The 23,642-nt window shown below is 61.8% G+C and carries 22 protein-coding genes; 13 read left to right on the top strand and 9 right to left on the bottom strand.

The window, feature by feature from the left end; all coding sequences use genetic code 11:
- Positions 1-47: 47 nt before the first annotated feature.
- The 4 genes from G4D79_RS02990 to G4D79_RS02975 form a co-directional block, all read right to left on the bottom strand.
- Positions 48-1,160 (bottom strand): hypothetical protein, encoded by a 1,113-nt coding sequence (locus tag G4D79_RS02990; RefSeq protein ID WP_099696753.1) that lies wholly within the window; start codon positions 1,158-1,160, stop codon positions 48-50.
- On the bottom strand, positions 1,157-2,371 hold the full coding sequence (locus G4D79_RS02985) for a sensor histidine kinase (protein ID WP_099696752.1): 1,215 nt from the start codon (positions 2,369-2,371) through the stop codon (positions 1,157-1,159). Before G4D79_RS02985 ends, G4D79_RS02990 begins: the two co-directional genes overlap by 4 nt.
- A gap of 20 nt (positions 2,372-2,391) precedes the next feature.
- Positions 2,392-2,634, bottom strand: a complete 243-nt coding sequence (locus G4D79_RS02980) for a LuxR C-terminal-related transcriptional regulator (RefSeq protein WP_003943509.1) — start codon at positions 2,632-2,634, stop codon at positions 2,392-2,394.
- Between the two features lie 167 nt (positions 2,635-2,801).
- Positions 2,802-3,512: a LuxR C-terminal-related transcriptional regulator gene (locus G4D79_RS02975; RefSeq protein ID WP_007732315.1), complete on the bottom strand. Its 711-nt coding sequence runs from the start codon at positions 3,510-3,512 to the stop codon at positions 2,802-2,804.
- A 183-nt stretch (positions 3,513-3,695) separates the two neighbouring features.
- Here G4D79_RS02975 and G4D79_RS02970 point away from each other — a divergent pair, with 183 nt between their 5' ends.
- The 8 genes from G4D79_RS02970 (at position 3,696) to G4D79_RS02935 (ending at position 12,319) form a co-directional block, all read left to right on the top strand.
- Complete coding sequence (locus G4D79_RS02970) at positions 3,696-4,220, top strand: TetR/AcrR family transcriptional regulator (RefSeq protein WP_202427151.1); 525 nt, start codon at positions 3,696-3,698, stop codon at positions 4,218-4,220.
- Positions 4,217-5,701, top strand: coding sequence for an NAD(P)/FAD-dependent oxidoreductase (locus tag G4D79_RS02965; protein ID WP_099696751.1), 1,485 nt, complete (start codon positions 4,217-4,219; stop codon positions 5,699-5,701). Before G4D79_RS02970 ends, G4D79_RS02965 begins: the two co-directional genes overlap by 4 nt.
- Positions 5,698-7,413 (top strand): GMC oxidoreductase, encoded by a 1,716-nt coding sequence (locus G4D79_RS02960; RefSeq protein WP_099696750.1) that lies wholly within the window; start codon positions 5,698-5,700, stop codon positions 7,411-7,413. Before G4D79_RS02965 ends, G4D79_RS02960 begins: the two co-directional genes overlap by 4 nt.
- A complete protein-coding gene (locus G4D79_RS02955) occupies positions 7,397-8,044 on the top strand; it encodes a hypothetical protein (RefSeq protein ID WP_007732330.1) in 648 nt (215 codons plus the stop codon). Before G4D79_RS02960 ends, G4D79_RS02955 begins: the two co-directional genes overlap by 17 nt.
- Positions 8,045-8,329: 285 nt before the next feature.
- Entirely contained in the window at positions 8,330-8,884 is a 555-nt protein-coding gene (locus G4D79_RS02950; RefSeq protein ID WP_003943517.1) for a Fur family transcriptional regulator, read from the top strand.
- Between the two features lie 31 nt (positions 8,885-8,915).
- Entirely contained in the window at positions 8,916-10,367 is a 1,452-nt protein-coding gene (locus G4D79_RS02945) for a catalase (protein ID WP_003943483.1), read from the top strand.
- A 269-nt stretch (positions 10,368-10,636) separates the two neighbouring features.
- Positions 10,637-11,323: an HAD family hydrolase gene (locus G4D79_RS02940; RefSeq protein WP_003943463.1), complete on the top strand. Its 687-nt coding sequence runs from the start codon at positions 10,637-10,639 to the stop codon at positions 11,321-11,323.
- Between the two features lie 6 nt (positions 11,324-11,329).
- Positions 11,330-12,319: an LLM class F420-dependent oxidoreductase gene (locus G4D79_RS02935; RefSeq protein ID WP_007732341.1), complete on the top strand. Its 990-nt coding sequence runs from the start codon at positions 11,330-11,332 to the stop codon at positions 12,317-12,319.
- Here the strand turns inward: G4D79_RS02935 and G4D79_RS02930 are convergent.
- The gene (locus tag G4D79_RS02930) at positions 12,216-13,595 is read right to left on the bottom strand and encodes a sensor histidine kinase KdpD (RefSeq protein ID WP_099696749.1); all 1,380 of its coding nucleotides are present in this window, start codon (positions 13,593-13,595) and stop codon (positions 12,216-12,218) included. The genes G4D79_RS02935 and G4D79_RS02930 overlap by 104 nt on opposite strands.
- A complete protein-coding gene (locus G4D79_RS02925) occupies positions 13,592-14,296 on the bottom strand; it encodes a response regulator transcription factor (protein ID WP_042922831.1) in 705 nt (234 codons plus the stop codon). The genes G4D79_RS02930 and G4D79_RS02925 overlap by 4 nt, the downstream gene beginning before the upstream one ends.
- A 167-nt stretch (positions 14,297-14,463) precedes the next feature.
- Between G4D79_RS02925 and G4D79_RS02920 the strand changes: the two genes are divergently transcribed.
- The 3 genes from G4D79_RS02920 (at position 14,464) to G4D79_RS02910 (ending at position 17,815) form a co-directional block, all read left to right on the top strand.
- Positions 14,464-14,928, top strand: coding sequence for a hypothetical protein (locus tag G4D79_RS02920; RefSeq protein WP_050656940.1), 465 nt, complete (start codon positions 14,464-14,466; stop codon positions 14,926-14,928).
- A gap of 219 nt (positions 14,929-15,147) precedes the next feature.
- Entirely contained in the window at positions 15,148-15,951 is an 804-nt protein-coding gene (locus G4D79_RS02915; RefSeq protein ID WP_054187031.1) for a metal-dependent hydrolase, read from the top strand.
- Positions 15,952-16,069: 118 nt separating this feature from the next.
- On the top strand, positions 16,070-17,815 hold the full coding sequence (locus tag G4D79_RS02910) for a cholesterol oxidase substrate-binding domain-containing protein (protein WP_180279539.1): 1,746 nt from the start codon (positions 16,070-16,072) through the stop codon (positions 17,813-17,815).
- A gap of 5 nt (positions 17,816-17,820) precedes the next feature.
- Here G4D79_RS02910 and G4D79_RS02905 read toward each other — a convergent pair whose 3' ends face one another.
- Complete coding sequence (locus G4D79_RS02905; RefSeq protein ID WP_063315195.1) at positions 17,821-18,489, bottom strand: hypothetical protein; 669 nt, start codon at positions 18,487-18,489, stop codon at positions 17,821-17,823.
- Between the two features lie 104 nt (positions 18,490-18,593).
- Entirely contained in the window at positions 18,594-20,210 is a 1,617-nt protein-coding gene (locus G4D79_RS02900; protein WP_099696747.1) for a DHA2 family efflux MFS transporter permease subunit, read from the bottom strand.
- Between the two features lie 120 nt (positions 20,211-20,330).
- On the opposite strand from G4D79_RS02900, the gene G4D79_RS02895 reads away from it, so the two are divergent.
- Positions 20,331-20,807, top strand: coding sequence for a MarR family winged helix-turn-helix transcriptional regulator (locus G4D79_RS02895; protein ID WP_003943458.1), 477 nt, complete (start codon positions 20,331-20,333; stop codon positions 20,805-20,807).
- A gap of 57 nt (positions 20,808-20,864) precedes the next feature.
- Here the strand turns inward: G4D79_RS02895 and G4D79_RS02890 are convergent, their stop codons facing one another.
- Positions 20,865-21,896, bottom strand: a complete 1,032-nt coding sequence (locus G4D79_RS02890) for an ABC transporter substrate-binding protein (RefSeq protein WP_099696746.1) — start codon at positions 21,894-21,896, stop codon at positions 20,865-20,867.
- Between the two features lie 189 nt (positions 21,897-22,085).
- On the opposite strand from G4D79_RS02890, the gene G4D79_RS02885 reads away from it, so the two are divergent.
- Positions 22,086-23,642, top strand: a complete 1,557-nt coding sequence (locus G4D79_RS02885; protein WP_099696933.1) for an acyl-CoA synthetase — start codon at positions 22,086-22,088, stop codon at positions 23,640-23,642.

The raw sequence follows: 23,642 nt of genomic DNA, 5'->3' as shown, positions 1-23,642 counted from the left end.
TCATTTCTCCTGGTGATCGACGCGGTGAATCTCACTCTCCTCGAAAGCTATTCGGGTTCGACGGCGCTGTCTGTAGTCGGATCGACGGACATGGACGAGGTGCCGAGTTCCTCCCGGTCTCCCTGCCGTAGCAGCTGCATTCCGTTGTGATCGAACTCGATTCGTCGAACGTCTTCAGTGTCGACCAGCATCGTGGCCATAGCGGTACGCCGAGGTGGAAGGATCCGTATGGTCACTTTTCCTCGCGTGATCGCGGTGAGTTCCCGGACGATGCTCGAGTGGATTCGGTCGCGCACGTCGGGGTTCGCGCCATCCATTCCGTGGTCGTCGAGCAAGACTACTTCGACGCCGCGGTTTCGAGCGGCACGCACAGCATCGATCACGTGATTCTTCTGAAATCCCGGCGCTCGGAGCGAGTCACGTAGTTGAGCTTCGAGTAATTCACATGCCAATTTCTCGGTGGAATCCATTGGCACGCCTGAAGCAATCCGCTCGAGCAGAGGCCGGGCCAGTATGTTGAGTCTGTCGAGTTGGGCGTCTCTTTCTTCGATGACTGCCGACGTGGCTGCTCCTGCGGCGATGCGTTCGGTAGACGCTTGGCGTAGTTCGAAGATCGTCTTGGCTCGTGGCCGAATCGTAAGTGCGAAGACCGTCGACATTAGAACTGGTCCGACGTTGGCGAAGGACTCGGCGAAGCCGTACAACGGTCCTTGACCTGTCACAGTCGCCCAGGCAACCGAGGAGGCAATCAAAAGAATCACGCCAAGCCAGGCGTAGCCCGTCCTTCCCCGCACACACATGAAGGTGAAGACGACAGTACACATTCCGAAAGGCCAGAGTTGGGCCGGATTATGCACAGGTACCGGCAATACCATGAACACCGCGCCGCAGGCGACTAAGCCGGTAGCACTGAGCAGGATGCTCTGGTGAAGGGGCATGGGGTCCCCGTCAGTCAGGACGATGGAGAAAGCAGCTGCTGACCCAACGAGTACCGCGACTGCCAGCGGCCACGAGGACCTGACTCCGCTTGTCCCGTACGCGGCGGAAATCGAGTACGTGACGGTGAAGCAGGCAACGAGAAGGAGAGCGGATCTACTACGCATTCCGAGTAGGTCGCGGATGTCTTTGCCTACGGCGATGTTTCCCGCATCGAAGTTCATCGAGGAGCCTTCTCAGCTCGTTGCCAGGACAGAGTGACTTTGGTTCCTGCTCCTGGAGAAGACGCGACGTCTGCTGCCCCTCCGGAGATACTGCGTACCCTGGCATGAATGCTCACGGCGATGCCGAGTCGATGCGTCGGTACGGTGCGAGGATCGAAACCGATTCCGTTGTCACAAACCGTCACCTCCATTCGAGTTTCTTCGACAATTGCGTCGACCGAACGACGTGCGTCCGGCCCGGCGTGTTTCTTACTGTTACGCAGTGCTTCACTCAAGGCTCCTGCGAGAGCACTCACCGGTTCCGACGGGAACTCGGCAGTGTTGGCGTTTGACTCCACGTGTGATGTGAAGGTGACATTCTCATCGACTTCCGAGGCTGCCGAACGGAGTTGAGCAAGAACCGCATCCGGGTCCAATCGCTCTGCGGTCTCGACTCCCGAACGAAGATGGTCCAGGCGGGCCAGTGTGCGCCGTGACTGTCCGGCGACGGTGGAGTCGGAGTCCGTTCGTGCAGCAGCCAACAAGGTCGACATCACGGTGTCGTGGATCAGGGCGTTGAAGCGTTCGCGTTCGACGTCTTTTGCAGCTGCAGCCGCGGCTCCGGCGGCCGCAGCGTGGGTACTCGCGATGGTGGCGTCAAGGGTTTGCCCGGTGCGAAGTGCGACAACAGATGCTGCAACAAAAACTGTGCAGAACATCAGCGCAGCACTGAGATCCGGAATCAGAAGATAGAACAGGGGTGCTTCGCGGATGGCGTGATTGATCAGTTGGACGAGCGTGACTCCCACCCCGAGGTATAGCAGAGCCCAGGCAGGCTGCCATGCAGCTGCGGCTGCTAGCCCGGCGACACCAGGGATGTTGGCGAGCCACGTCCCGAAGCCTTGGACATGTTCACCGGTCCAGGCAGGCCACCACGCGCACGCAACGAGAATATAGGCAATCGCATTAATTGCGGCAGCTCGACGAATCCAGATTGTCTGGGGCAGGAACGTCGAAAGTCCCAACACCATGGCTGTTCCGAATATCGCGAAGATGGCCACAGGTGTCCACCAGGCCGCGGTGGTTGCCGCTGCGTCTCTGATATTCGGAATCAGGATGAGCAGGTAGAACAGGTAGCCGGCGCACACGAATCTACCGAACAGACGAAGGATCTTGTCGGTGAAGGTGGAATCGGTAGTACTTGATTGACTCTCTGCTGAATCATTCGCCAAGGATGGGTGAGGCAGTCTGATCAGAGTTCGTCGATCGTCACTATCTGATCTTGTATCGCTCGCACGAGTAATTCGCATTTCGTCGGTGCGTTCCTTCCAACGTCGGCGTACTTCTCGCGAATCCGCGACAGGTGGGTCCCCACCGTTCCCACGCTGATGTAGAGGTTTTGAGCAACGCGTGACTTCGAATCACTCAGTAGCCATTCCCTGAGAACCTCGATTTCGCGCTCCGAAAGGTGCGGTCCTACGGGATCCTGTGCCATGCAGTTTTCCACAGTGACTGTCATGAGTTTCGTCCTTACTTCTCTGTAGCGGAATGACAGACCCCCGACAGTGCCGTCTTCTTGTCAGATGAATGTAATTCGAAGAGGGAAATTTTTCCCAGACATCAATTCCTCTGCCCATATTTTCAGGGGCAGCGCTAAGAGAGTTATTGTTGCCGAACCTCATTGTTAGTCAAAGTCAGCTTTTTTCCGGAAGTAGGCCGTTCAGGAATTGGTAACACCCCGTCTTCGACCGCGCGTTTGTACAAATCCGTTTTTGTCGGTGCGGGTCGTCCGACAGCCGCATATTTCTGCCTGATGCGCTGGAGGTAGTCGTTAACCGTCTGCGGCGCCAAACCGGTGAGTCGCGCAACTCGATCCGCCTTCTCTCCGGATGCGTAAAGTTCGAGGACCTCGAGTTGTCGAGGGCTCAGACCCACTTCGTCGAGACCTGGATCCCCGTCGATTGCGGCAGCCCACTCTGTCGTCACCACCTGCCTTCCCGACGCGGCGGCGCGTATCGCATCAACCACGACGGCAGTCGGTTCGGACTTGCGTACAACACCCAGTACGCCGGCACGGGCGGCCGAGCGAACGAGGTACGGGTTTTCCGCCCCGGTGAAGATCAATGTCTCGAGCCCGGCGGCCCGCAGTTGCTCGACATTGCTCTTGGGCGATGAACCGTCGGCCAGCCGGAGGTCGAGGATTGCCAGATCCAAGGCGACGTTCTGAGCGAGCATCTCGGACACAGTGGTCGCGATGCACACCAATTCGAGGTCCGGCTCGTCCTCGAGCATCACGGACACGCCGATTGCTACCGACTCGTGGTCTTCCACCAACCCGACACGGCGGTGTGGAAATGCTGTTTGCTCTGGCATAGCGATTGTTTCCCTCCGCTCGATGCGAGGACGTTATCAGGCAGAGCTGACTGACCGGTATGTTACGTGTCAAGATTTGAAGTCAGCCTGGACTGTTTTACGTTTCGGCTCTACAGTTATCTTGTGACCGAGACCACTTCCGATGCGAAAGTAAGCCGTACCCAGGCCGAACGTACAGCGGCGATGCGTGGGCGCCTCCTCGACGCCGCCGTCGAATCGTTGGTCGAGCTGGGCTACGCACGGACCAGCACGCAAGAGATCGCCCGCCGCGCAGGCGTCTCGCGGGGTACGCAACTGCATCATTTTCCGACCAAGGAATCGCTGGTCGTCGCGGCCGTCGAGTATCTGGTCGACAAGCGGCTGGAAGAAATCCTCACCGCTGAAGTGGATCGTGGTCGAGGCCTCGAGGTCCTGTCGGACGCGTTCTCCGGGCCGCTGTTCTATGCCGCCCTCGAATTGTGGGTCGCGGCGCGGACCGATCCCGTTCTGCATGCGGCGACGGTGCCCCTCGAACGCAAGGTGAGTGAGGCGCTCGAGTTCGGCAGCGCCGAGTTGTTCGGTGATCGGTTCGATTCCGAGTCGGTCGAACTCACCATCGAACTCGTTCGTGGGCTTGCCGTCTCAGCCCTGTTTCGTACATCCGAAGCCGACGACGCGCTCAGAGCGCGACTGTTGCCGGCCTGGCAATCCCGAGTGGAGAAGAAGTGAAGCTTCCCGAACATGTCGAAACGCTGATCGTCGGTGCCGGATTTGCCGGTATGGGCTTGGCCGCCAGAATGCTTCGCGACAACCGCGCTGCAGACGTCGTGTTGATCGAGCGTGGAGCTGACATCGGCGGCACTTGGCGCGACAACACCTATCCAGGCTGTGCCTGTGACGTGCCGACGGCGTTGTACTCGTATTCTTTTGCGCCGAGCGCCGATTGGAGTCATACCTTTGCTCGTCAACCCGAGATCTACAACTATCTGAAGAAGGTGGCCGCAGACACCGGCGTCGTGGAACGCGTAGTCCTGAACTGCGAACTCGAAGCTGCTGTGTGGGACGAGGATGCGGCGCTGTGGCGTATTCGGACATCTCGAGGGTCGTTGACGGCCAAAGCTCTGGTCGCCGCGACCGGAGCGTTGTCGACGCCCAAGATCCCGGATTTCCCCGGTCTCGACCAATTCTCGGGGACCACTTTCCATTCGGCGACGTGGAACCACGAACACGAACTGCGTGGTGAGCGCGTAGCCGTGATCGGAACGGGAGCGTCGGCGGTTCAGTTCGTTCCCGAAATTGCCGACCCTGCTGCCCATGTCACCGTGTTCCAGCGAACTCCGGCTTGGGTGATTCCGCGGATGGATCGCACCCTGCCTGCTGCACAGAAGGCCGTGTACTCGCGGATTCCCGTTACACAGAAGGTGATTCGAGGGTGGGTTTACGGCTTCCGCGAGCTACTCGGTGCCGCGATGTCGCACGCGACGTGGGTGCTGCATGCCTTCGAGGCGGCCGCGCGCCTTCATCTGCGCAGACAGGTGAAAGATCCGGAGTTGCGCCGGAAACTGACTCCCGATTTCACGATCGGTTGCAAGCGCATGCTTCTGTCCAACGACTGGTTGCGCACCCTTGACCGCGCGGACGTGAGTCTGGTCGACAGTGGGCTCGTCTCGGTCACCGAAAACGGAGTGGTCGACGGACGCGGAGTCGAGCACAAGGTCGACACCATCATCTTCGCCACGGGGTTCACGCCGACGGAACCGCCTGTTGCGCATCTGATCACCGGAAAACGTGGCGAGACGCTGGCCGCACATTGGAACGGTAGTCCCAACGCGTACAAGGGTACTGCGGTCAGCGGGTTCCCGAATCTGTTCCTCATGTACGGTCCGAACACCAACCTCGGACACAGTTCGATCGTGTACATGCTCGAGTCCCAGGCCGAGTACGTCAACGACGCCTTGAACACCATGAAGCGAGAGCGGATCGATGCCCTCGACGTGAACGAGACGGTGCAGGTGCACTACAACAAGGGAATTCAGCACGAGTTGCAGCACACGGTGTGGAACAAGGGCGGATGCTCGAGTTGGTACATCGATCCGGAGGGGCGCAACTCGGTGCAGTGGCCGACGTTCACTTTCAAATTCCGTTCGCTGCTGGAGCATTTCGATCGGGAGAACTACTCCGCTCGCAAGATCGAAAGCGTCGAGGCATGACCGCGACGCACTACGACGTGGTGGTTATCGGTTCGGGATTCGGTGGCAGTGTCGCCGCTCTTCGCCTGACGGAGAAGGGCTACCGCGTCGGGGTGCTCGAAGCCGGTCGACGGTTTGCCGACGACGAGTTGCCTGAAACCAGTTGGAGACTTCGAAAGTACCTGTGGGCGCCGTGGATCGGATGTTATGGGGTTCAGCGCATCCATCTTCTTCCGGATGTGCTCGTGATGGCGGGGGCCGGCGTCGGAGGTGGGTCGTTGAACTACGCCAACACGTTGTATCAGCCACCCAATCGGTTCTTCGAAGACCGTCAGTGGGCGCACATCACTGACTGGCACGACGAACTGGCGCCGTACTACGACCAGGCCAAACGGATGTTGGGTGTTCGCACCAATCCGTCCTTCACTCCTGCCGATGCGGTGATGAAGGACGTAGCCGAAGAGATGGGCGTGGGGGAGACCTTCACGTCCACCCCCGTCGGTGTTTTCTTCGGGGAGGCAGGAGTTTCCGTGCCGGACCCGTTCTTCGGCGGAAAAGGACCCGAACGCACAGGTTGCACGGAATGCGGGGGATGTATGACCGGCTGCCGAGTCGGTGCGAAGAACACGCTGGTCAAGAACTACCTCCATCTCGCCGAGCAAGCGGGCGCCAGGGTTCATCCGCTCACGACCGTCACCGACCTTCGGCCGGCGGCAAGCGGTGGTTACCGCCTGCTCGCGAGGCGAACGGACGGCGTCCGCCGGCGAGAAGTTCGGTTCACCGCCGATCAGGTGGTGGTTGCCGCCGGAACGTACGGAACGGCGAGACTGCTGCTCGGTATGAAGGAATCCGGTGCCCTGCCGGGCCTGTCGGACACTCTCGGCACCGTCGTACGTACCAATTCCGAAGCCGTACTGGCCGCAACGTCGAAGTCGCGTCGACGGAACTTCACGCAGGGCGTAGCCATCACGTCGTCCTTTCACCCGGATGATCACACGCACATCGAGCCGGTGCGATACGGCAAGGGCAGCAATGCAATAGGACTTCTGCAGACCGTCCTGAGTGACGGCGGTGGGCGAACTCCCCGGGTGCTGAAGACTCTGGCAGTCGCGGCCCGGCACCCAGGAGCGTTCTTGCGATCGTTGTCGGTACGGAACTGGTCCGAGCGAACCGTCATCGCGCTGGTGATGCAGACCGACGACAACTCCCTCGAACTTTCCAAGAACACCAAACGATTCGGGCGCTCCCTCACCAGTAGACCGGGACCGGGCGATCCACCTCCTCAGTGGATTCCGCAGGGTCATACAGCCATTCGCAAGGTCGCCGAGAAGATCGACGGCGACCCGGGTGGTTCCATCGCCGAGATCGTGAACATCCCGATGACGGCACACTTTCTGGGTGGCTGCGCGATCGGTGACAGCGCGTCGAGTGGCGTCGTCGATCCGTATCTGCGTGCATACGGTCATGAGGGACTGCACGTCATGGACGGTTCGGTGGTGAGCGCAAATCTCGGAGTGAATCCTTCCCTGACCATCACTGCGCAGGCGGAACGAGCGTGCGCGATGTGGCCGAACAAGGGTGGCGCGGACTCCCGCCCGAAGACCGGCGAGCCATACGTACGTATCGATCCGACTTTGCCGTCCGATCCGGTGGTGCCGACGCATGCACCAGGCGCTTTGCGGCTTCCCCTGACCATTCGAGCTGAGAAGGTGTCCGATGTGGAGCGTGCCTGAATCGACAAGTGACCGCGTCGACTGGCCGGTGAGTGATCCGCCGCCGTGGCCGGCTCGCGTTCGCGCGACACTGTGGTGGCACCGCAGTACGTCGGCGGCGCGGGAGCTCGGCCCGGATGGTCGAACGATTCCGATGACGGTGGCCATGATGGTGGACTACCTCGATTCGCCGGTCGGCCCGTATCGCGAGATCCTCGCCAGTCCGGTCTTGCATGCGCCAGGGAAACGGATCGGGCCTATGCCGCGGATGGCGGTCCCTTTCATCGCGGTGGATTCGGAACCGTCGGTGCACGGTGGGCGAGTCCACTGGCAACTACCCAAGGTTCTGGCCGAGTTCGACGGAGACGTGCAGCAGAAATTCACTGCGACCGGCGACGGATGGCGGGTGCGTTCGGATACGCGGATGCTCGGGCCGCGTCTGCCGATTGCCGGGGCGTTGGGATTTGCGCAGCCGGAGTCCGGTGGAGGTCTGGCGATCGCGTCGGCAAGGCTGACGGGATCGTTCCGATACGCGCGCGTGAGCGTCGAGGCAGAGGGGCAGACCCTGCCGGACTGGTTGGCTGCGGGCACCCATCACGGCGTCGTGATTCTGGGCGGAAAAATGACTACGGGAGCGGCCAGGCGTCGGTAACGGGGGTTTGACCTGCGAAAAGCGACCAAGGCCGCCCGTCAGTGACCGGGCGGCCTTGGTCGTGTGGTGTGAAAGTCAGGTGTCGACGTCCCACAGGCGCCTCTCGGCGGGTGGTCGCTCGCAGCGACAAAAGGGGTGGGGCCCGGGGCTTGTTCGGACGCCGACAGGGTGTTCAACGGCGGTCTCCCCGGATTTGTTCCCGTCCTTGATATGTGACACCGGTCTCGATTCAACTTAGGCAATCCTTTTCTTGACTAATTCCAGAAAAGCGGCATACTGGGAAACATGCGAGACGGAGAGCATGACTTCGACCCCCGAGCGCAATTGCGCGCCGTCGGGTTGAGGGTCACTGCTCCGCGCCTCGCCGTGCTGGATGCGGTTACAGCCCAACCGCATTCAGACGCCGATTCTGTTGCAGCACTCGTGCGGCAGCAGCTCGGATCGGTATCCACACAGGCCGTTTACGACGTGCTGAAGGCATGCGTGAACGCAGGATTGCTGCGACGCATCGAGCCGGCGGGTTCGCCCGCACGGTTCGAGACGAGGACTGGTGACAACCACCATCACCTCGTCTGTCGCGGCTGCGGCAAGGTCGTCGACGTCGATTGTGTTGTCGGCCAAGCTCCCTGCCTCGAACCTTCCGATAATCACGGCTTCGAAATCGACGAAGCCGAGGTCGTGTTCTGGGGCCGTTGCGAAGATTGCCTGAAGAATTCTGCCGAATCCGACACCGAGTCGGACGCGGTCTCGCAGAATCGAATTGATGCGTCCAGAACCTCCGAGTCAGCCACCTCGCATGCAGCCCATGCGTTCGACTCGGATGCAGCCCCGCTCCTCTGACGCCCAGCCCACAACGCTAGGAGGCTTCGCCATGACCAAGCCCACCACCAACAATTTCGGTATCGCGGTCGCAAGTGATGACGAATCGCTGACCGCGGGTATTCAGGGGCCGGTGCTCCTTCACGACCACTACCTGATCGAGAAGCTCGCGCAGTTCAACCGCGAGCGTGTCCCGGAGCGCATCGTCCACGCCAAGGGCGGCGGCGCTTTCGGTGAACTCGTCATCACACACGACGTCAGCAAGTACACCAAGGCCGCGTTCCTGCAGCCGGGTAAGAAGACCGAGTCACTCGTCCGCTTCTCCACCGTCGCCGGTGAGCAGGGCAGCCCGGACACCTGGCGCGATCCGCGCGGTTTCGCGATGAAGTTCTACACCGAAGAGGGAAACTACGACCTCGTCGGCAACAACACCCCGGTGTTCTTCATCAAGGACGCCATCAAGTTCCCCGACTTCATTCGTTCGCAGAAGCGACTGCCCGGCTCCGGTCTTCGTGACCACGACATGCAGTGGGACTTCTGGACTCTGCGTCCCGAGACCGCTCACCAGGTGACCTGGCTGATGGGTGACCGCGGTATCCCGAAGACCTGGCGCAACATGGACGGCTTCGGATCGCACACCTACCAGTGGGTCAACGCTGCGGGTGAACGCTTCTGGGTGAAGTACCACTTCAAGACCGATCAGGGCATCGAGTTCCTGACGCAGGCCGAAGCAGACAGCCTCGCCGGTAGCGATCCCGACTACCACCGCGCGGATCTGTACAACGCCATCGAGGCCGGTAATTTCCCGAGTTGGACACTCAAGGTTCAGATCATGCCGGTCGACGAGGCCGAAGGATACCGCTTCAACCCGTTCGACCTCACCAAGGTCTGGTCCCAGAAGGACTACCCACTGATCGAGGTCGGCAAGTGGACGCTGAACCGCAACCCGGAGAACTTCTTCGCGCAGATCGAGCAGGCTTCGTTCGAGCCGTCGAACGTGGTGCCCGGCATCGGATTCAGCCCGGACAAGATGCTTCTCGGCCGCGTCTTCTCCTACGCCGACGCACATCGTTACCGCATCGGCACCAACTACGCCGACCTGCCGGTCAATGCCCCGAAGAACGAGGTGAACTCCTACTCCAAGGAGGGCGCCATGCGTTACAGCTTCAATTCCCCGTCGACGCCGGTGTACGCACCGAACTCGTACGGCGGACCGCATGCCGATCCGTCGGTTGCCGGTGACGAAGGACTGTGGGCGTTCGACGGCAAGGCAGTGCGCGCCGGATACATCGAGCACGCCGAGGACGGCGACTTCACGCAGGCCGGAACGCTGGTCCGTGAAGTTCTCGACGACGCAGCTCGTGAGCGCCTGGTGAGCAACATCGTCGGCCACGCCCTTGCCGGCGTCAGTGAGGAAGTTCTGTTGCGTGTCTTCGAGTACTGGAAGAACGTCGACGCAGATTTGGGCAAGCGCGTCGAAGAAGGTGTACGCGCAGGTCAGTGACCCGCTGACATGAGCATCGCCTAGGTCTACCGAATGCGGACCGCTGCAAGGGAAATCACTTCCCGGCAGCGGTCCGTTTCCGTCTACCCAACTACAGAAGCGCAAACCAATAGACGAAGCATGCGAGAAGGAATACAACGACTGACTCCATGACGACACCCCTGTTCGACGTGCACTTCTGCTGTTCGCACTCTCCATGATCCGCTTCTCGAGCTGAGAATGCTCGGGGCACAAGTTTCGCGAACCGAGGTGTTGGGCAGTCAATTCCCATGGCAATAGGTGCGGTTCTCTTCGACATCGACGGAACGCTCGTCGATTCCAACTATCTGCACGTAGAAGCGTGGTCGCGAGCTTTCTTCGAGGTAGGTCGCCCGGTCGACGCGTGGCGGGTACACCGCAGCATCGGCATGGACGGAGACCAACTACTGGAGTCCTTGCTCGGCGAAGACATCGACGGGTGCGGACCGCGAGCCAAAGAACTTCACACCACGTACTACCGGCAGTCGGCCGACCGTCTCCGAGTACTGCCGGGAGCGCGCGAGTTGATCCGCCGAGTTCACTCGCTCGGACTGCACGTGGTGCTCGCTACCTCGGCGCCGGACGACGAACTGAAGTTGCTACGCCGGACGCTCGACATCGACGAAATGATCTACGCCGCCACCTCTTCGGAATCCGTCGACGAGGCCAAACCTGATCCGGACCTGATCGAGGTCGCGCTCGCGAAGGCAGGTGTCGACGCGGGCAATGCGGTCATGGTCGGGGATGCCGTCTGGGACATGAAGGCGGCGACATGGGCGGGCGTTGTGGCTGTGGGAGTGCGCAGCGGCGGCATGTCGACCGACGAACTCGAAGGTGCGGGTGCGGCTGCCGTGTACGACGACGCCCGCGACCTCCTCGACCACCTCGACGGCAGTGTGATTTCCGAACTCGTTTCAGGCCTAGATACCGGGAGTTGATCAGTGATGGCACGATTCGGCTACACCTTGATGACGGAGCAGGCAGGTCCGAAAGAACTGGTTCGCCATGCAGTTCGGGCCGAAGAAGTCGGCTTCGACTTCGAAGTGATGAGTGATCACTACTCGCCGTGGCTGACCGAGCAGGGGCATGCGCCCTACGCCTGGTCGGTGTTGGGGGCAGTCGCCCACGCCACCGAGCGAGTCGGTTTGATGACGTACGTGACTTGTCCGACCGTGAGGTACCACCCCGCCGTCGTCGCTCAGAAAGCTGCGACGATCCAGATCCTCGCGGACGGACGCTTCACCCTGGGATTGGGAAGTGGCGAGAGCCTGAACGAGCATGTGGTCGGCGAGGGTTGGCCGTCCATCGACACCCGCCAGGACATGCTGCAGGAGGCGGTGAGCATCATTCGCGCACTGCTCGCCGGAGATCTGGTGAGCTGGAAGGGGGAGTACTTCGACGTCCAGTCCGCCAGGATCTGGGATCTCCCCGAGAACCCGGTTCCGCTGGCGCTGGCCATGTCCGGAGACAAGTCCGTCGAGCGTTTCGGTCCGATGGCCGACGATCTGATTGCCGTGCAACCGGATTCGGAGCTAGTGCACTTGTGGAAGCACGTGCACGGCCGAGCATACGGATTGGCTCCCGCAGGCCGGACCATCGGTCAGATTCCGATCTCGTGGGACCCTGATCGCGACACGGCAATTGCACGAGCTCATCAGCAGTTCCGGTGGTTCGGCGGAGGGTGGTCCGTGAACTCCGAACTGCCGACGCCGGCGAGCTTCTCGGGTGCGACTCAGTTCGTGCGCAAAGAGGATGTAGCTGAAAGCATTCCGTGTGGTCCCGATCTCGATGTGATCGTCGAAGCGGTCAAGGCATACACGGACGCCGGATTCACCGATGTGGCACTGGTACAGATCGGTGGAGATACCCAAGACCGATTCTTCGACGAGGCGGCCAAGCCGCTGCTCGAGGCTCTGCACGTCGAATTGGGTTGATCGAGAAGATCAATCGAGTTCCGCCGAGTGGGCTCTTGTCGAGTCGCGCGCTACCGCCGTGCAGCCTCGCCTGCTGCGCGACGAGGGCCAGTCCCAAACCGCTTCCGTCGTCGCCCGCACCGGTACCACGAACGAATCTCTCGAACATCGCTTCGCGTTCCGAAGGCGCGATCACGGTGCCGTTGTCGTCGACGAATACCGTCGCCGAACCCGTCGCAGCCCCTGATCGGACGGTGATCTCGACTTCGTCGGCATTGCCGTGCCGAACGGAATTGGTGACGGCGTTGGTCAGCACCAGACGGATACCCGCGGGAAAGGCCTGAACCGAAAGTTCTTCCGGTGCTTTCAAACGAACGTCGACCTGCGGGTGCAGACGGCCGGCGTCAGCGACGGCGCGATCGGCAACCTCGACGAGATCGACGTCGGCACAATCCTCGGGATCGGCCACGTCACCCAGGGCTAGAGTCTCGAGGTCGGTCAGGGTGCGCTCGATCTGGCGCTGCGCTTCCAACAATTCGCCGGACAGTTCGCGCCGTTGGCTTTCCGTGAGATCGAGTGTTGCGAGAACTTCGAGATCGGTACGCATCGACGTGAGAGGTGTGCGCAGTTCGTGGGCGGAGACGCGAGCGAAATCGCGTGCCGACTCCAACGCCTCCTCGGTGCGGCTTCGATCGCTTTCGATGCGACTGAGCATGCTGTGGATTGCCTCCGACAGTTCTTCGGCTTCTCGCGTTCCACGTACCGACGGCGCCCGGCGCGAGAGTCCGTCGACGTCGAGGTTGTTGCCGATCGAACTGGTGGTCTCGGTCAATTGCTGTAGTGGCCGGACGGCTCGGCCGGTGAGGAACCAACCGAGCCCGGCCGCGGCAAGGATGGCGACCACTGCTGCAGCGGCCACTTGGAACTGCTGCTCACGGATTGCCTGGGTCAGCGGGTCTTCGGGGATGCTGACGGCCAGTGCGGCGCCGCTGTCGCCGGGCACCAGAACATCACGACTGCGAACATCGGTGGTAGCCAAGGCGCTGACGGTCGCGGCGTTGAATCCGGGGCTGACCACGGATGGTTCTGTTGTTGCAGTTGGTGTCTCGATGAATAGCGGGCTCGGCGCACTCGCCGCGACGCCCAGGGTGACGGAATCGAGAGTGCGTTCGAGTTGTTCGGATCCGTTGACACGCAGAAAGACCGCGAACGCAATTCCGATCGCGGCAATCACGATTCCGGCGGCCAGGCCCGAGGCGATGGCTACGCGAGTCTGAAGTGACAGCGGCCGCTTCATCGTTCGGCCCTCAGGACGAAGCCCACCCCACGCACTGTGTGGATCACGCGGGGAGTCCCGTCGACTTCGAGTTTCTTGCGTAGATAGGTGACAAAGACGTCGACGACATTGGTGTCGGCAGCGAAGTCGTAACCCCAGACGAGTCGCAGGAGTTGTGCGCGACTGAGTACGACACCGGCGTGCTCGGCGAGTACCGACAACAGGTCGAATTCTCTTTTGGTGAGTTCGATTCGTCTACCGTCGATGTGCGCTCGATGGCCACGGAGATCGACCGTCAGCGGTCCCACCGTGATCGGATGGTCGACCGACGGGGTGGCTCGCGTCGTGCGTCGAAGCAATGCGCGGAGTCTGGCGACGAGCTCGGCCAACTCGAAGGGCTTGGTGAGGTAGTCGTCGGCGCCCGCCTCCAGCCCCGCGATGCGATCACCCACGGAACTTCGGGCGCTGAGCACGCAGATCGGAACCTCGTTGCCGATCGCGCGCAGGGCGGTCACCACCCCGACGCCGTCGAGGCCGGGCATGTTGACGTCGAGAACGAGCGCGGCCGGGCATTGCTTGTTCACCGATGACAAGGCCGATCGTCCGTCGACGGCAGTTGCCGTGTCGAAGCCCGACAATCGGAGTCCACGTTCGAGCGAATTCAGAACCTTCGCGTCGTCGTCAACGATCAGGATGCGCTCGCGTGTACTCACCCCAGCCATGGTGCCATCGGATCAAGGCCTGGGGCCTCGCTCGGAGCGAGGGCCGTCGCATTCTCATCAACTCCTAAGAAACCGACAACAGATCTGCAGTGTTGGCTTCATAACCTCGGGTTTCTCGGATGCGACCGCGCCGAGAACTCGAGAACGTTCGATCAAGGAGAACTACGATGACGCGATTGAAAGTGAACGGCAAGCGGGCCCGCCGGACCGGTGTGGTGGTGGCGTCCGTGGCGGTCCTCGGTATGGCAGTGGCGCCGGGAATCGCCTGGGCTTCCAACCCGATTTCCGACGGGTCACCGGTGGCGGTGCGGTCGATCGCGACCGCTCCGTCCGAGTTGGGTGTGGCTCCCGAAGTAGCGTGTGGTGTCGCGGCGCCGATTTCCGACGAGGAGCTGCAGAAGCTCATCGACGAGGGGAAGGTCGTGCGCGCGGAGGAGGCCGGTACGGCCGCAGTCACTATCGAAGTGCCGAGCGAAGCTGCGACATTCGTTGCGCGTGAAGGGGTGCCGGCGTTGCCGACCGTCGAGTGGGCTCCGACCACCGAAGGTGTTCCGGCAGAGGTGCTCGACATGGCCGGTGTCGCTCCGCTGGAGGAAGGCGTTGCCCTGTCATGCACGGTTGCCGCGGGCTGACGAGCGAAAAAAGCTCCGCATGAACCGCTTTGACCTGGAACGGTACGGCCGTACTCAACTGGGTCTGGAGGTTGGTCAAGCCTGTCGGTAGCACTTGCTACGTTCGGGGCGGTCTCGGCGAGCATGCCGGGGCCGTCGCCGACGGCGTCATGTGTGTGGTGTCTTGCAGAGGTGCGGTACGGCCTGATGCGGGGCGCGTTTCGAAAGGTGTTGTGTTTCATGGTCATGGGCCCCACCCACGCGATGTCCGGTGCTGCTGTGGGGTTGGTGGTTGCGGAGTTGTTGCCTCTCGACTGGGGAGGGCCCACATCCACTGCGGAAACTTTGACCTTTGCCGGGGTGTGCGCCGGAGCCGCCTTGCTTCCCGACCTCGATACCGGTCAGTCGACGGTTTCGCGATCATTCGGTCCGCTCAGCAAGGCTCTGGCCAAAGGCATCGACGCACTTTCGGTGACCTTCTACCGCATCACCAAAGGCAAGAAGGACGGCAAGCGTCGTGGTGGGCATCGGACGCTCACGCACACCGCGCTGTTCGCCGCCGGGTTGGGTGCCGGGGTCTCGGCGCTGGTTGTTCAGTTCGGGAAGCCAGCCATCATCATCACCCTGTTCTTCTGCCTCGGGTTGGCCATCCGTGGATTGGCGGGTGAATTGGCCAAGGAGAAGGGTTGGCTCGCGGTCTCCGCCGTTGCGTTGGTGCTCTCTGCCCTCACCTGGCAGTGGTATCCGAGTGAGGCTGGATCCACGGGGCTAGGTGTTGCGGTGGCCTTGGGCTGCGCCACGCACTGTCTCGGCGATGCGATCACCAAGGAAGGGGTGCCGTTTCTCGCGCCCCTGATTCCGCTCGGCGGCAAACGATGGTGGGAACAACGGCTGCCGTCATTCCTGTCCATCCGTGCAGGTGGGAACCTCGAGAAGATCCTGATCGGGCCGGCGTTGACGGTTCTGACTGCCTGGTTGATCATCAGTGCGTTCGACGGTGCCCCGGAAGCGATCTACGCGGTCTTCGCTCCGATGGTGCAGTGAGCTTCGGAAAACTTTTATTACGGAACCACTGGCATCGTAATCATATTTGTTCTACGTTCGTCCCTGACATGAACCGAGTCGGCTGACGGAGTGAGCAGTGGTGCATCAAGCAGAGCGCATGGCAGAGCACAGCTCGAGCGAAGACGGTGTGAGCCGGCGCGGATTTCTCGCAGCGAGTGCCGGCGCAGCTGCTCTCGCGGGCATTTCCTGGGCGCCGGCTGGAGCAGTTCCCTGGGGTTCGGCATCGACCATCGCGCCACCGCCCGGATTTCCGTCGGACATTCCGTTGTCACAGCAGGCGTACGCGAACTGGTCGCGAGAAATCATGCTCGACAGCGTGTGGACGGCCACGGCACGTCACAGCGACGACGTCGTCACCCTCGCCAACTGGGCGTTCGACAACGGGTACACAGTGCGTGCGAAGGGAACGATGCACGGGTGGAGCCCGTTGACGGTGGTGCCCGGCGCGCCTTCGGATCGAGTTCTGCTGGTCGATACGATGGCCAACTTGAATTCGGTTGTGGTGCAGCACGGCACGCCCGCAACGGTCACGGCGGGCGCCGGCGCCAGTATCGAAGCGATTCTGACAGCGCTCGAGCGAGAAGGGCTCGGCTGGGCCAACTCTCCGGCGATCGGTGAGCTGTCCATCGCCGGCGCGCTGGCGATCGGTGCTCACGGGGCAACCTATCCGGCTGTGGGGGAGACGATCACCCCTGGTCAATCGTATGGTTCGCTGAGCAACCTGATCACCGAGATCACGGTGGTGGCGTGGGACGAAGGCATCAATCGATACGCACTGAAGACATTTCACCGATCGGACGTCGAGAGCACCGCCTTCCTGACCCATCTGGGTCGAACCTTCGTCACCTCCGTGACGCTGCAAGCCGGGGAGAATTATCGGCTGCGGTGCCAGAGTTTCACCGACATTCCGTGGCAAGAACTCTTTGCTGCTCCCGGGTCGCCAGGGCGTACCTACGAGAGTTTCGTCGAGAAATCCGGACGGGTGGAAGCAATCTGGTTCCCGTTCACGCAAACACCGTGGCTCAAGGTCTGGACACCGACCCCGGTCAAACCGCCGGAGTCCCGAGAGGTGAGCGGGCCGTACAACTACTTCTTCTCCGACGCGATTCCCGAAGAAGTCACCACCCCGTTGGGGATGGTGGCACAGGGTCTCCAAGCTGCGACGCCGCTGTTCGGCGCCTCTCAGTTCGGCGCTGTAGCAGCAGGATTGGTGCTGACCGACACCGACGATCTCTGGGGTTGGTCGAAAGACGTTCTGTTCTACCTCCGGCACACGACCTTGCGCGTCGTAGCCGGGGGCGGGGCCGTGATCACCAAGCGGTCCAACATCGGCCGAGTCGTCCACGAGATGACGAGTTGGCTGAACGAACGAATGACGCACTACGCGTCGCTGGGGCAGTATCCCGTCAACATGCCGTTCGAAGTGCGTCTCTGCGGTGTCGACGATGACGGCGAGGTGTTGGTCGACAGCGCCGGAGCGCCGGACCTGTCAGCGGTGCGGCCGCGGGCGGATCGTCAGGACTGGGACACAGCGATCTGGATGAACGTAGTCTCGATTCCCGGCACCGCGGGATTGCCTGCCTTCCTTCGCGAAATGGAACGGTGGATGGTCGCGAACTACTCCGGCGATTACGCGACCTTCCGTCCGGAGTGGTCCAAGGGGTGGGCATTCACCGATCAGGCGGCGTACCAGGACGACGAATTCCTCACCAGCACAGTGCCTGCCACCTTTCGTGCCGGTGGCGACGGGAATTGGGACTTCGCTCTCGCCACTCTCGACGAACACGACCCGCACCGCGTCTTCAGCAATACGTTCCTCGACCGCGTATTGCCACCCAGCTGAATCTCCTACTGCGGAAGCGGTTTGCGCCAACATACGTCGGTGACACGGATACGCTGATTGTTGTCACCGTTCCAATCGACGCTCAGTCCCTGAGTTCGGAGTGCGTCGGCTACCTGGCGCCCGACGGTCTGATCGGTGTGCGCAATCATATGTGCCTTGGCGGTTTCGTCGCCGCCGAAGGCAGCGGCGACCAGCGCGGGATCGAGATCGTGGGCCGGACGAAACGCACTGTAGGACAAGTAGAGATCGGACGGCTCGTCGCCGAGACGCTCCGCATCTTGCATGTGGAAGAACGTGTACGCCCACTGAGCAAAGGGATACCCGTTCTCGTCGGGTTCGGACGGCGTGCGTTCGTCGTCGATTTCGGTAGTGCCGCACTGCATGCAGCAGGTGAAGTTCATCCGGGCCACGATGCCGTTGCGTTCGAGTTCGGCGAAGGCTGCGGAGAGGCGCTCGAAGTCTCCGGGAGCCGTCCACTGGGTCTGCTCCTCGACTCTTCGGTCCCAGACCTCACGCACTACTGCGTCGATCTGTCTGCCGAGTTCGTCGTTCTCGAAGCCGCCCTCGACACAGTCTCGGGCGGCTTCGCAGATTTCGTCGAACGTAGCGAAACCTGGGACTACCAGTTCGCGTGCTTGCTCACGTACGGCGACGATGTCGGCCTCACTGAGCACCGGTGCTGACCGTGACTGTGCAGACCGTGACTGTGCTGACCGTGACTGTGCTGACCGTGACCAGGGCAATCGCATACCGGCACCGTACTGCACCGATCCGACCGTCAGGCGACGTCGGCTGCTGCTTTCGTTTCCTCCTCGTTTGACGGGGCCGGCTTGTTCGGGATGAGCGCCGTGGCGATCAGGCCCACCACGACAAATCCGGCCGCAAGGTATCCGCCGAGTGTGATGCCGTGAGTCATCGCAGATTGGGCAGCGTCGGCGACGAAGGCAGTGTTCGGTGAACCGGCCAGCGAGTCGATGGCGGCGCCTGCGCTGTCGGTGACTGCCCGCGTCAACTGATCAGCCTGAGCTTGGTCGATACCGGATCCGGTGAGGTCGTTGTTCAGCGTCGAATTGAGACTGCTGAAGAAGACCGTGGTGAGGACAGCGATGCCCAGTGCGGATCCGAGTTGGCGGAACGCGCTCTGAATGCCGGAGCCTTGACCGGCGCTCTGCTCGGGAATCTCCTCGAGCACGACGTTGGTCACCTGGGCAGTCGCAAAACCGACGCCGATTCCGTAGAAGAACAGCACTGCGGCGATAGTCCACCAGGGGCTGTCTGTCGCAGCGATGAATCCGAGACCGGCGAGACCGAGCGCTTCGAGAGCCAGGCCGATACGGACCAAGCCCAACGGCGAGACCTTCGATGCCAGCCCGAAGCTCGCACCACTGGCGACAAAGCTGCCGATGGCAATGGGAACCAGCGCGAGCCCTGCCTGGAGGGCGCTGTATCCGAGCGTGAACTGGAGCCAGAGAGGAAGCACCGCAACGATTCCGAACTCGCCGAGTCCGATGATCAGCGTCGCGATGTTGCCGTTGCGGAACGACGAGATGGAGAACAACCGTACGTCCATCAGTGCCCGCGACGGATCGGCGCTGCGGGTGAGCATGGTTTGACGGTAGGCGAACGCACCGAGCGACAGAACGGCGAGAACCAGCGCCACCAGAACCGGCGACGGGCCGCTGGACCATGACAGACCGAACAGATCGAAGGGTTCCTTCGTGGTCAGCCACCCGTACGTTCGTCCCTCGACGAGTCCGAAGGCCAGCAGGCCCAGGCCGGCGATGGACAGTGCCGCTCCGGTGGCGTCGACGCGCCCTGCGGTGCGCGTCGAGGGTGCGATGAACAGCACTGCGCCGATGAGAATGAGCGCAGCAAGCGGAATGTTGATCCCGAATGCCCAACGCCATGAGGCATGTTCGGCAAGCCAGCCGCCGAGCAATGGGCCGAGGGCGGATGCAGCGCCGATGGTGGAGCCCCAGACCGCGAAGGCCTGGCCGCGCGCCTTTCCGGTGAACATCGCGTTCAGAAGCGACAGTGACGTGGGCAGGATCATGGCCGCGCCGGCGCCCTGCAGGAAGCGCGCCAGGATGAGCAGACCGCCGTTCGGCGCCAGTCCGGCCAGCAGGCTCGTTGCGCCGAACACGACGACACCGGCGATGAAGATGCGACGGGCGCCGACCAGGTCGGCAACTCTGCCGACCAGAAGCAGGAGTGCCGCGAACACGATTGCGTAGGACTCTTGGATCCATTGAGCCTGAACGGAATTGATCCCGAGATCTTCGATGATCGAGGGAACTATGACGTTGACGATCGTGGTGTCGACGACGATCAGTGCCACACCGAGTGCAATGGCGATCAGGCCCAACCACTTGCGGGTGGTGGGTGAGATGTTCACGAATAAACCTCCATTGTGAAGTAACTTCATTATGAAGGTATATTTGAGGCGGTAAGTTGTCAACGTGCGCGCTGGGTTCGACCGGCCGCCGTCTGGCACAGGAAAGGTGGGATCACCGAGGTGGAGGCACCGCGCGACATCTCCGTGGAGCGGGAGCGGCTGATGGACGAATTCCGCGCGTACGGTGGCACGTTCACCGAATTCAGCCATCGATTCGCGTCGTGGCTCGGCCTGCATTCCACCGACGCGACTGCCTTGATGGAAATCACCGCTGCCGAGGAGAAGGGGACGCCGCTCTCACCCGCCCGCCTCGGAGAGCGGATCTCGCTGACGTCGGGTGCAACCACCGCGTTGCTCAACCGCCTGGAGAAGGCGGGACATATCGTCCGGACCCGAGAGAATGCCGACCGGCGAGTGGTCACGCTGCACAGCAGTGCGCATGTGCAGGACCTGGCGGACGAGTTCTTCGGGCCCCTTGCCGTGCGACTCGACGCCATGATGGCGAAGTACCCGCCCGAACTGCTCAGTCGATTCGAGGAATTTCTCGTCGACCTTCACTCGACGATGAACGAACATCTCGAGCAGGACAACCGCTGAACAAAGAACGCCGCTCGACTCCGGAGAGTCGGGCGGCGTTCTTTGTGCCGGTGACGGCTACTTGCCGAGCTTGGCCTGCAGGTCGTCGAGAACCAGGCCGGCACCTGTCGGGCCGAGGCCCAGGAACCAGGTCTCGTCGCTCACCTCGGTGGCGCGTCCTTCCTTGACTGCGCCCATGCTGGCCCACAGTGGTCCGGCAACAACCGTGGTCTGGCCCGTGTCGGCGGGATTTCCGTAGCTGGAGTAGAAGATTCGGTCACCCTCCGCCTCGGTGATCGTTTCGGGGCTGACCTCGACGGCCAGTTCGTCGATGTCCTGGATCGCCGGGCGGGGCAGGCCGACGTCCTTCAAGATGACGCCGATGAACGACAAATTGCCGTACAGGCGCAGCTTCCCGGACATGAAACGAACCAGTGAAACGGTCGGGGAGCCGTCGATCGACTCACGTACCTTGTCGGCGTGCTCTTGGTAGTCGTTGAGAACCTGCTCAGCCTTGGTCTCCTCGCCGAGTGCGTCACCGGCAAGGAGGAAGTTCTCCTTCCACGGAAAGCCGGGGCGGATGCTGAAGACCGTCGGAGCGATTGCCGCGAGTTGCGGGTAAAGCTTGTCCTGGCGCAGCTTGCTGCCGAGGATCAGATCGGGCTGCAGTGCGGTGATCGCCTCGAGGTTGAGGTTGTTGGTCGTGCCGACGTCGGGGACACCGACCAACTTGTCCGCCAGGTACGACGGCTGACCGGCGGCGCTTTCCGGGCTGGCGATGCCGACCGGGGTGATCCCGAGCGAGAGAACCTCGTCGAGTTCACCGCTGTCGAGGACGACGACGCGGGTCGGCTTGGCCTCGAGGGTGGTCTCGCCCAGGGCATGGGTGATGGTGCGAGGGAACTCGCCTGGCGCGGCATCGCTGCCGAGCTTCGCGGTTTCCGTGTCGGCGGTGCTGAACAGCTTGCCGCCGGTCGCGACATCGGTGTTGCCGTTTGCGTTGCCGCCGGCGTCGGAAGAGCCGCAGGCCGTAGCGGCAAAAACAGTCGCCAGGGCAACCATGGCGACCCGGACCGACGTGCGGCTCCGGAGAGTGGTGCGTGAGTGCATTAGGCTACCCTACCTTTCGGCTATCGGGCTTGGTCAGGGAGGTATCCGCACCGTTGATGCCAGGTGAGCGGCGCGTCAGGTCTCGCTCAGCGGGACCGCTACGCAATTCGGACTACAGGGTGCGACCAACGTGTTAGCTTCGCGAAAGACCTGTACTGGTAAGCGAAGACGCGTGTAGTGAGGATTTCGATGACCCTGAACATTGCCGATCTGTTCGAGGCCGTTGCCGATGCGATCCCCGATCGAGTTCCCTTGATTCTGGAAGACGTGCGATTGAGCTACGCCGAACTCGAACTGCGATCGAACCGACTCGCTCATCACCTGCAGTCGGTGGGCGTCGAGCCTGGGCAGCACGTCGGTATTCACATGCGTAACTGCGTCGAGTACGTCGAAGCGCTCCTGGCTTGCTTGAAGATCAGAGCGGTACCGATCAACGTCAACTTCCGCTATACCGATGCAGAACTCCTGTACATCTACACCAACTCTCAAATGGTGGCACTGCTGGTCGAAGAGGAATTCGCGCCGACGGCATTGGCCGTGGTTCCGCAGTGTCCGGAGATCACCCACGTGCTGATCGTCGGCGAAGACTACGAGAACGCCCTTGCCGCGCAGACTGATACCCGCGACTTCGGCCCTCGCAGCAACGACGACCATTTCATCATCTACACCGGCGGCACAACCGGAATGCCCAAGGGTGTGGTGTGGCGGCACGAGGACTTCTTCTTTGCCGCCCTGTCCGGAGCGAACCTCAGCGGGCCGCCGCGTCGTAGCCTCGAAGAGGTTGTGGATGCAGCTGTAGCGAACACCAATCCAACTGTGCTGCTACTCATCCCGCCGCTCATGCATGGAGCCGCAATCTATTCACTGCTCACGGCATTCCTCATGGGAGCTCCCCGAGTGCTGACCCGCAGCTTCGATCCGATGGAAGTGTTGCGACTGGTCGAGGCCGAGAAGATCACCGGAATCACCGTCGTCGGCGACGCAATTGCTCGGCCGATCGCCGACGCCATTACCGCAAGCGAAGGGCGCTACGACCTTTCGACTCTCCAACTGATCGGGTCGGGTGGCGCGTTGTTCTCCCCGAACCTGAAAGCAGAACTGACAACCCGACTACCGGGGTTGGTGATCAAGGATGCATTCGGTGCTTCGGAATCCGGCAACGACGGCGTCGTCGAATTCGGTGAGGACGGTTCCAAGCGAATTCGATCCAACCCCAACATGATTCTTGTCGACGACGAATTCCGTCGCATCGAACCAGGCTCGGACACAGTCGGTTTCATCGCCCGGGCCGGCCATGTTCCCGTTGCCTACTTCGGCGACCCTGCCAAGACTGCTGCAACTTTTCCTGTCGTCGACGGGGTGCGTCTGGCGGTACTCGGGGACATGGGCACGATGGAAGCCGACGGAACCATCGTGCTGCTCGGGCGCGGTTCGATGTGCATCAACTCCGGCGGCGAGAAGGTCTACCCCGAAGAAGTGGAGCAGGCACTCAAAACTCACCCGGCAATTTTCGACGCTTTGGTGGCGGGTGCGCCCGACACTCGATTCGGTGAGAAGGTCGCCGCGGTGGTGCAGGTTCGACCGGGATTCGAAGATGTTGCGACGGAATCATTGTCGGAGCATTGCCGCACCCACGTCGCCGGGTACAAGATCCCCCGCTCGATCGTGCTCGTACCAACCATCCTCCGCTCGCCCAGCGGTAAGGCCGACTACCGTTGGGCTCGCGAAACCGTAGCCGGAGCGTAA

Origin of the sequence: Rhodococcus sp. WY5 (assembly GCF_018588185.1) — a bacterium.
Taxonomy (GTDB): domain Bacteria; phylum Actinomycetota; class Actinomycetes; order Mycobacteriales; family Mycobacteriaceae; genus Rhodococcus_F; species Rhodococcus_F qingshengii.
This window is presented reverse-complemented; position numbering and strand designations above follow the sequence as displayed.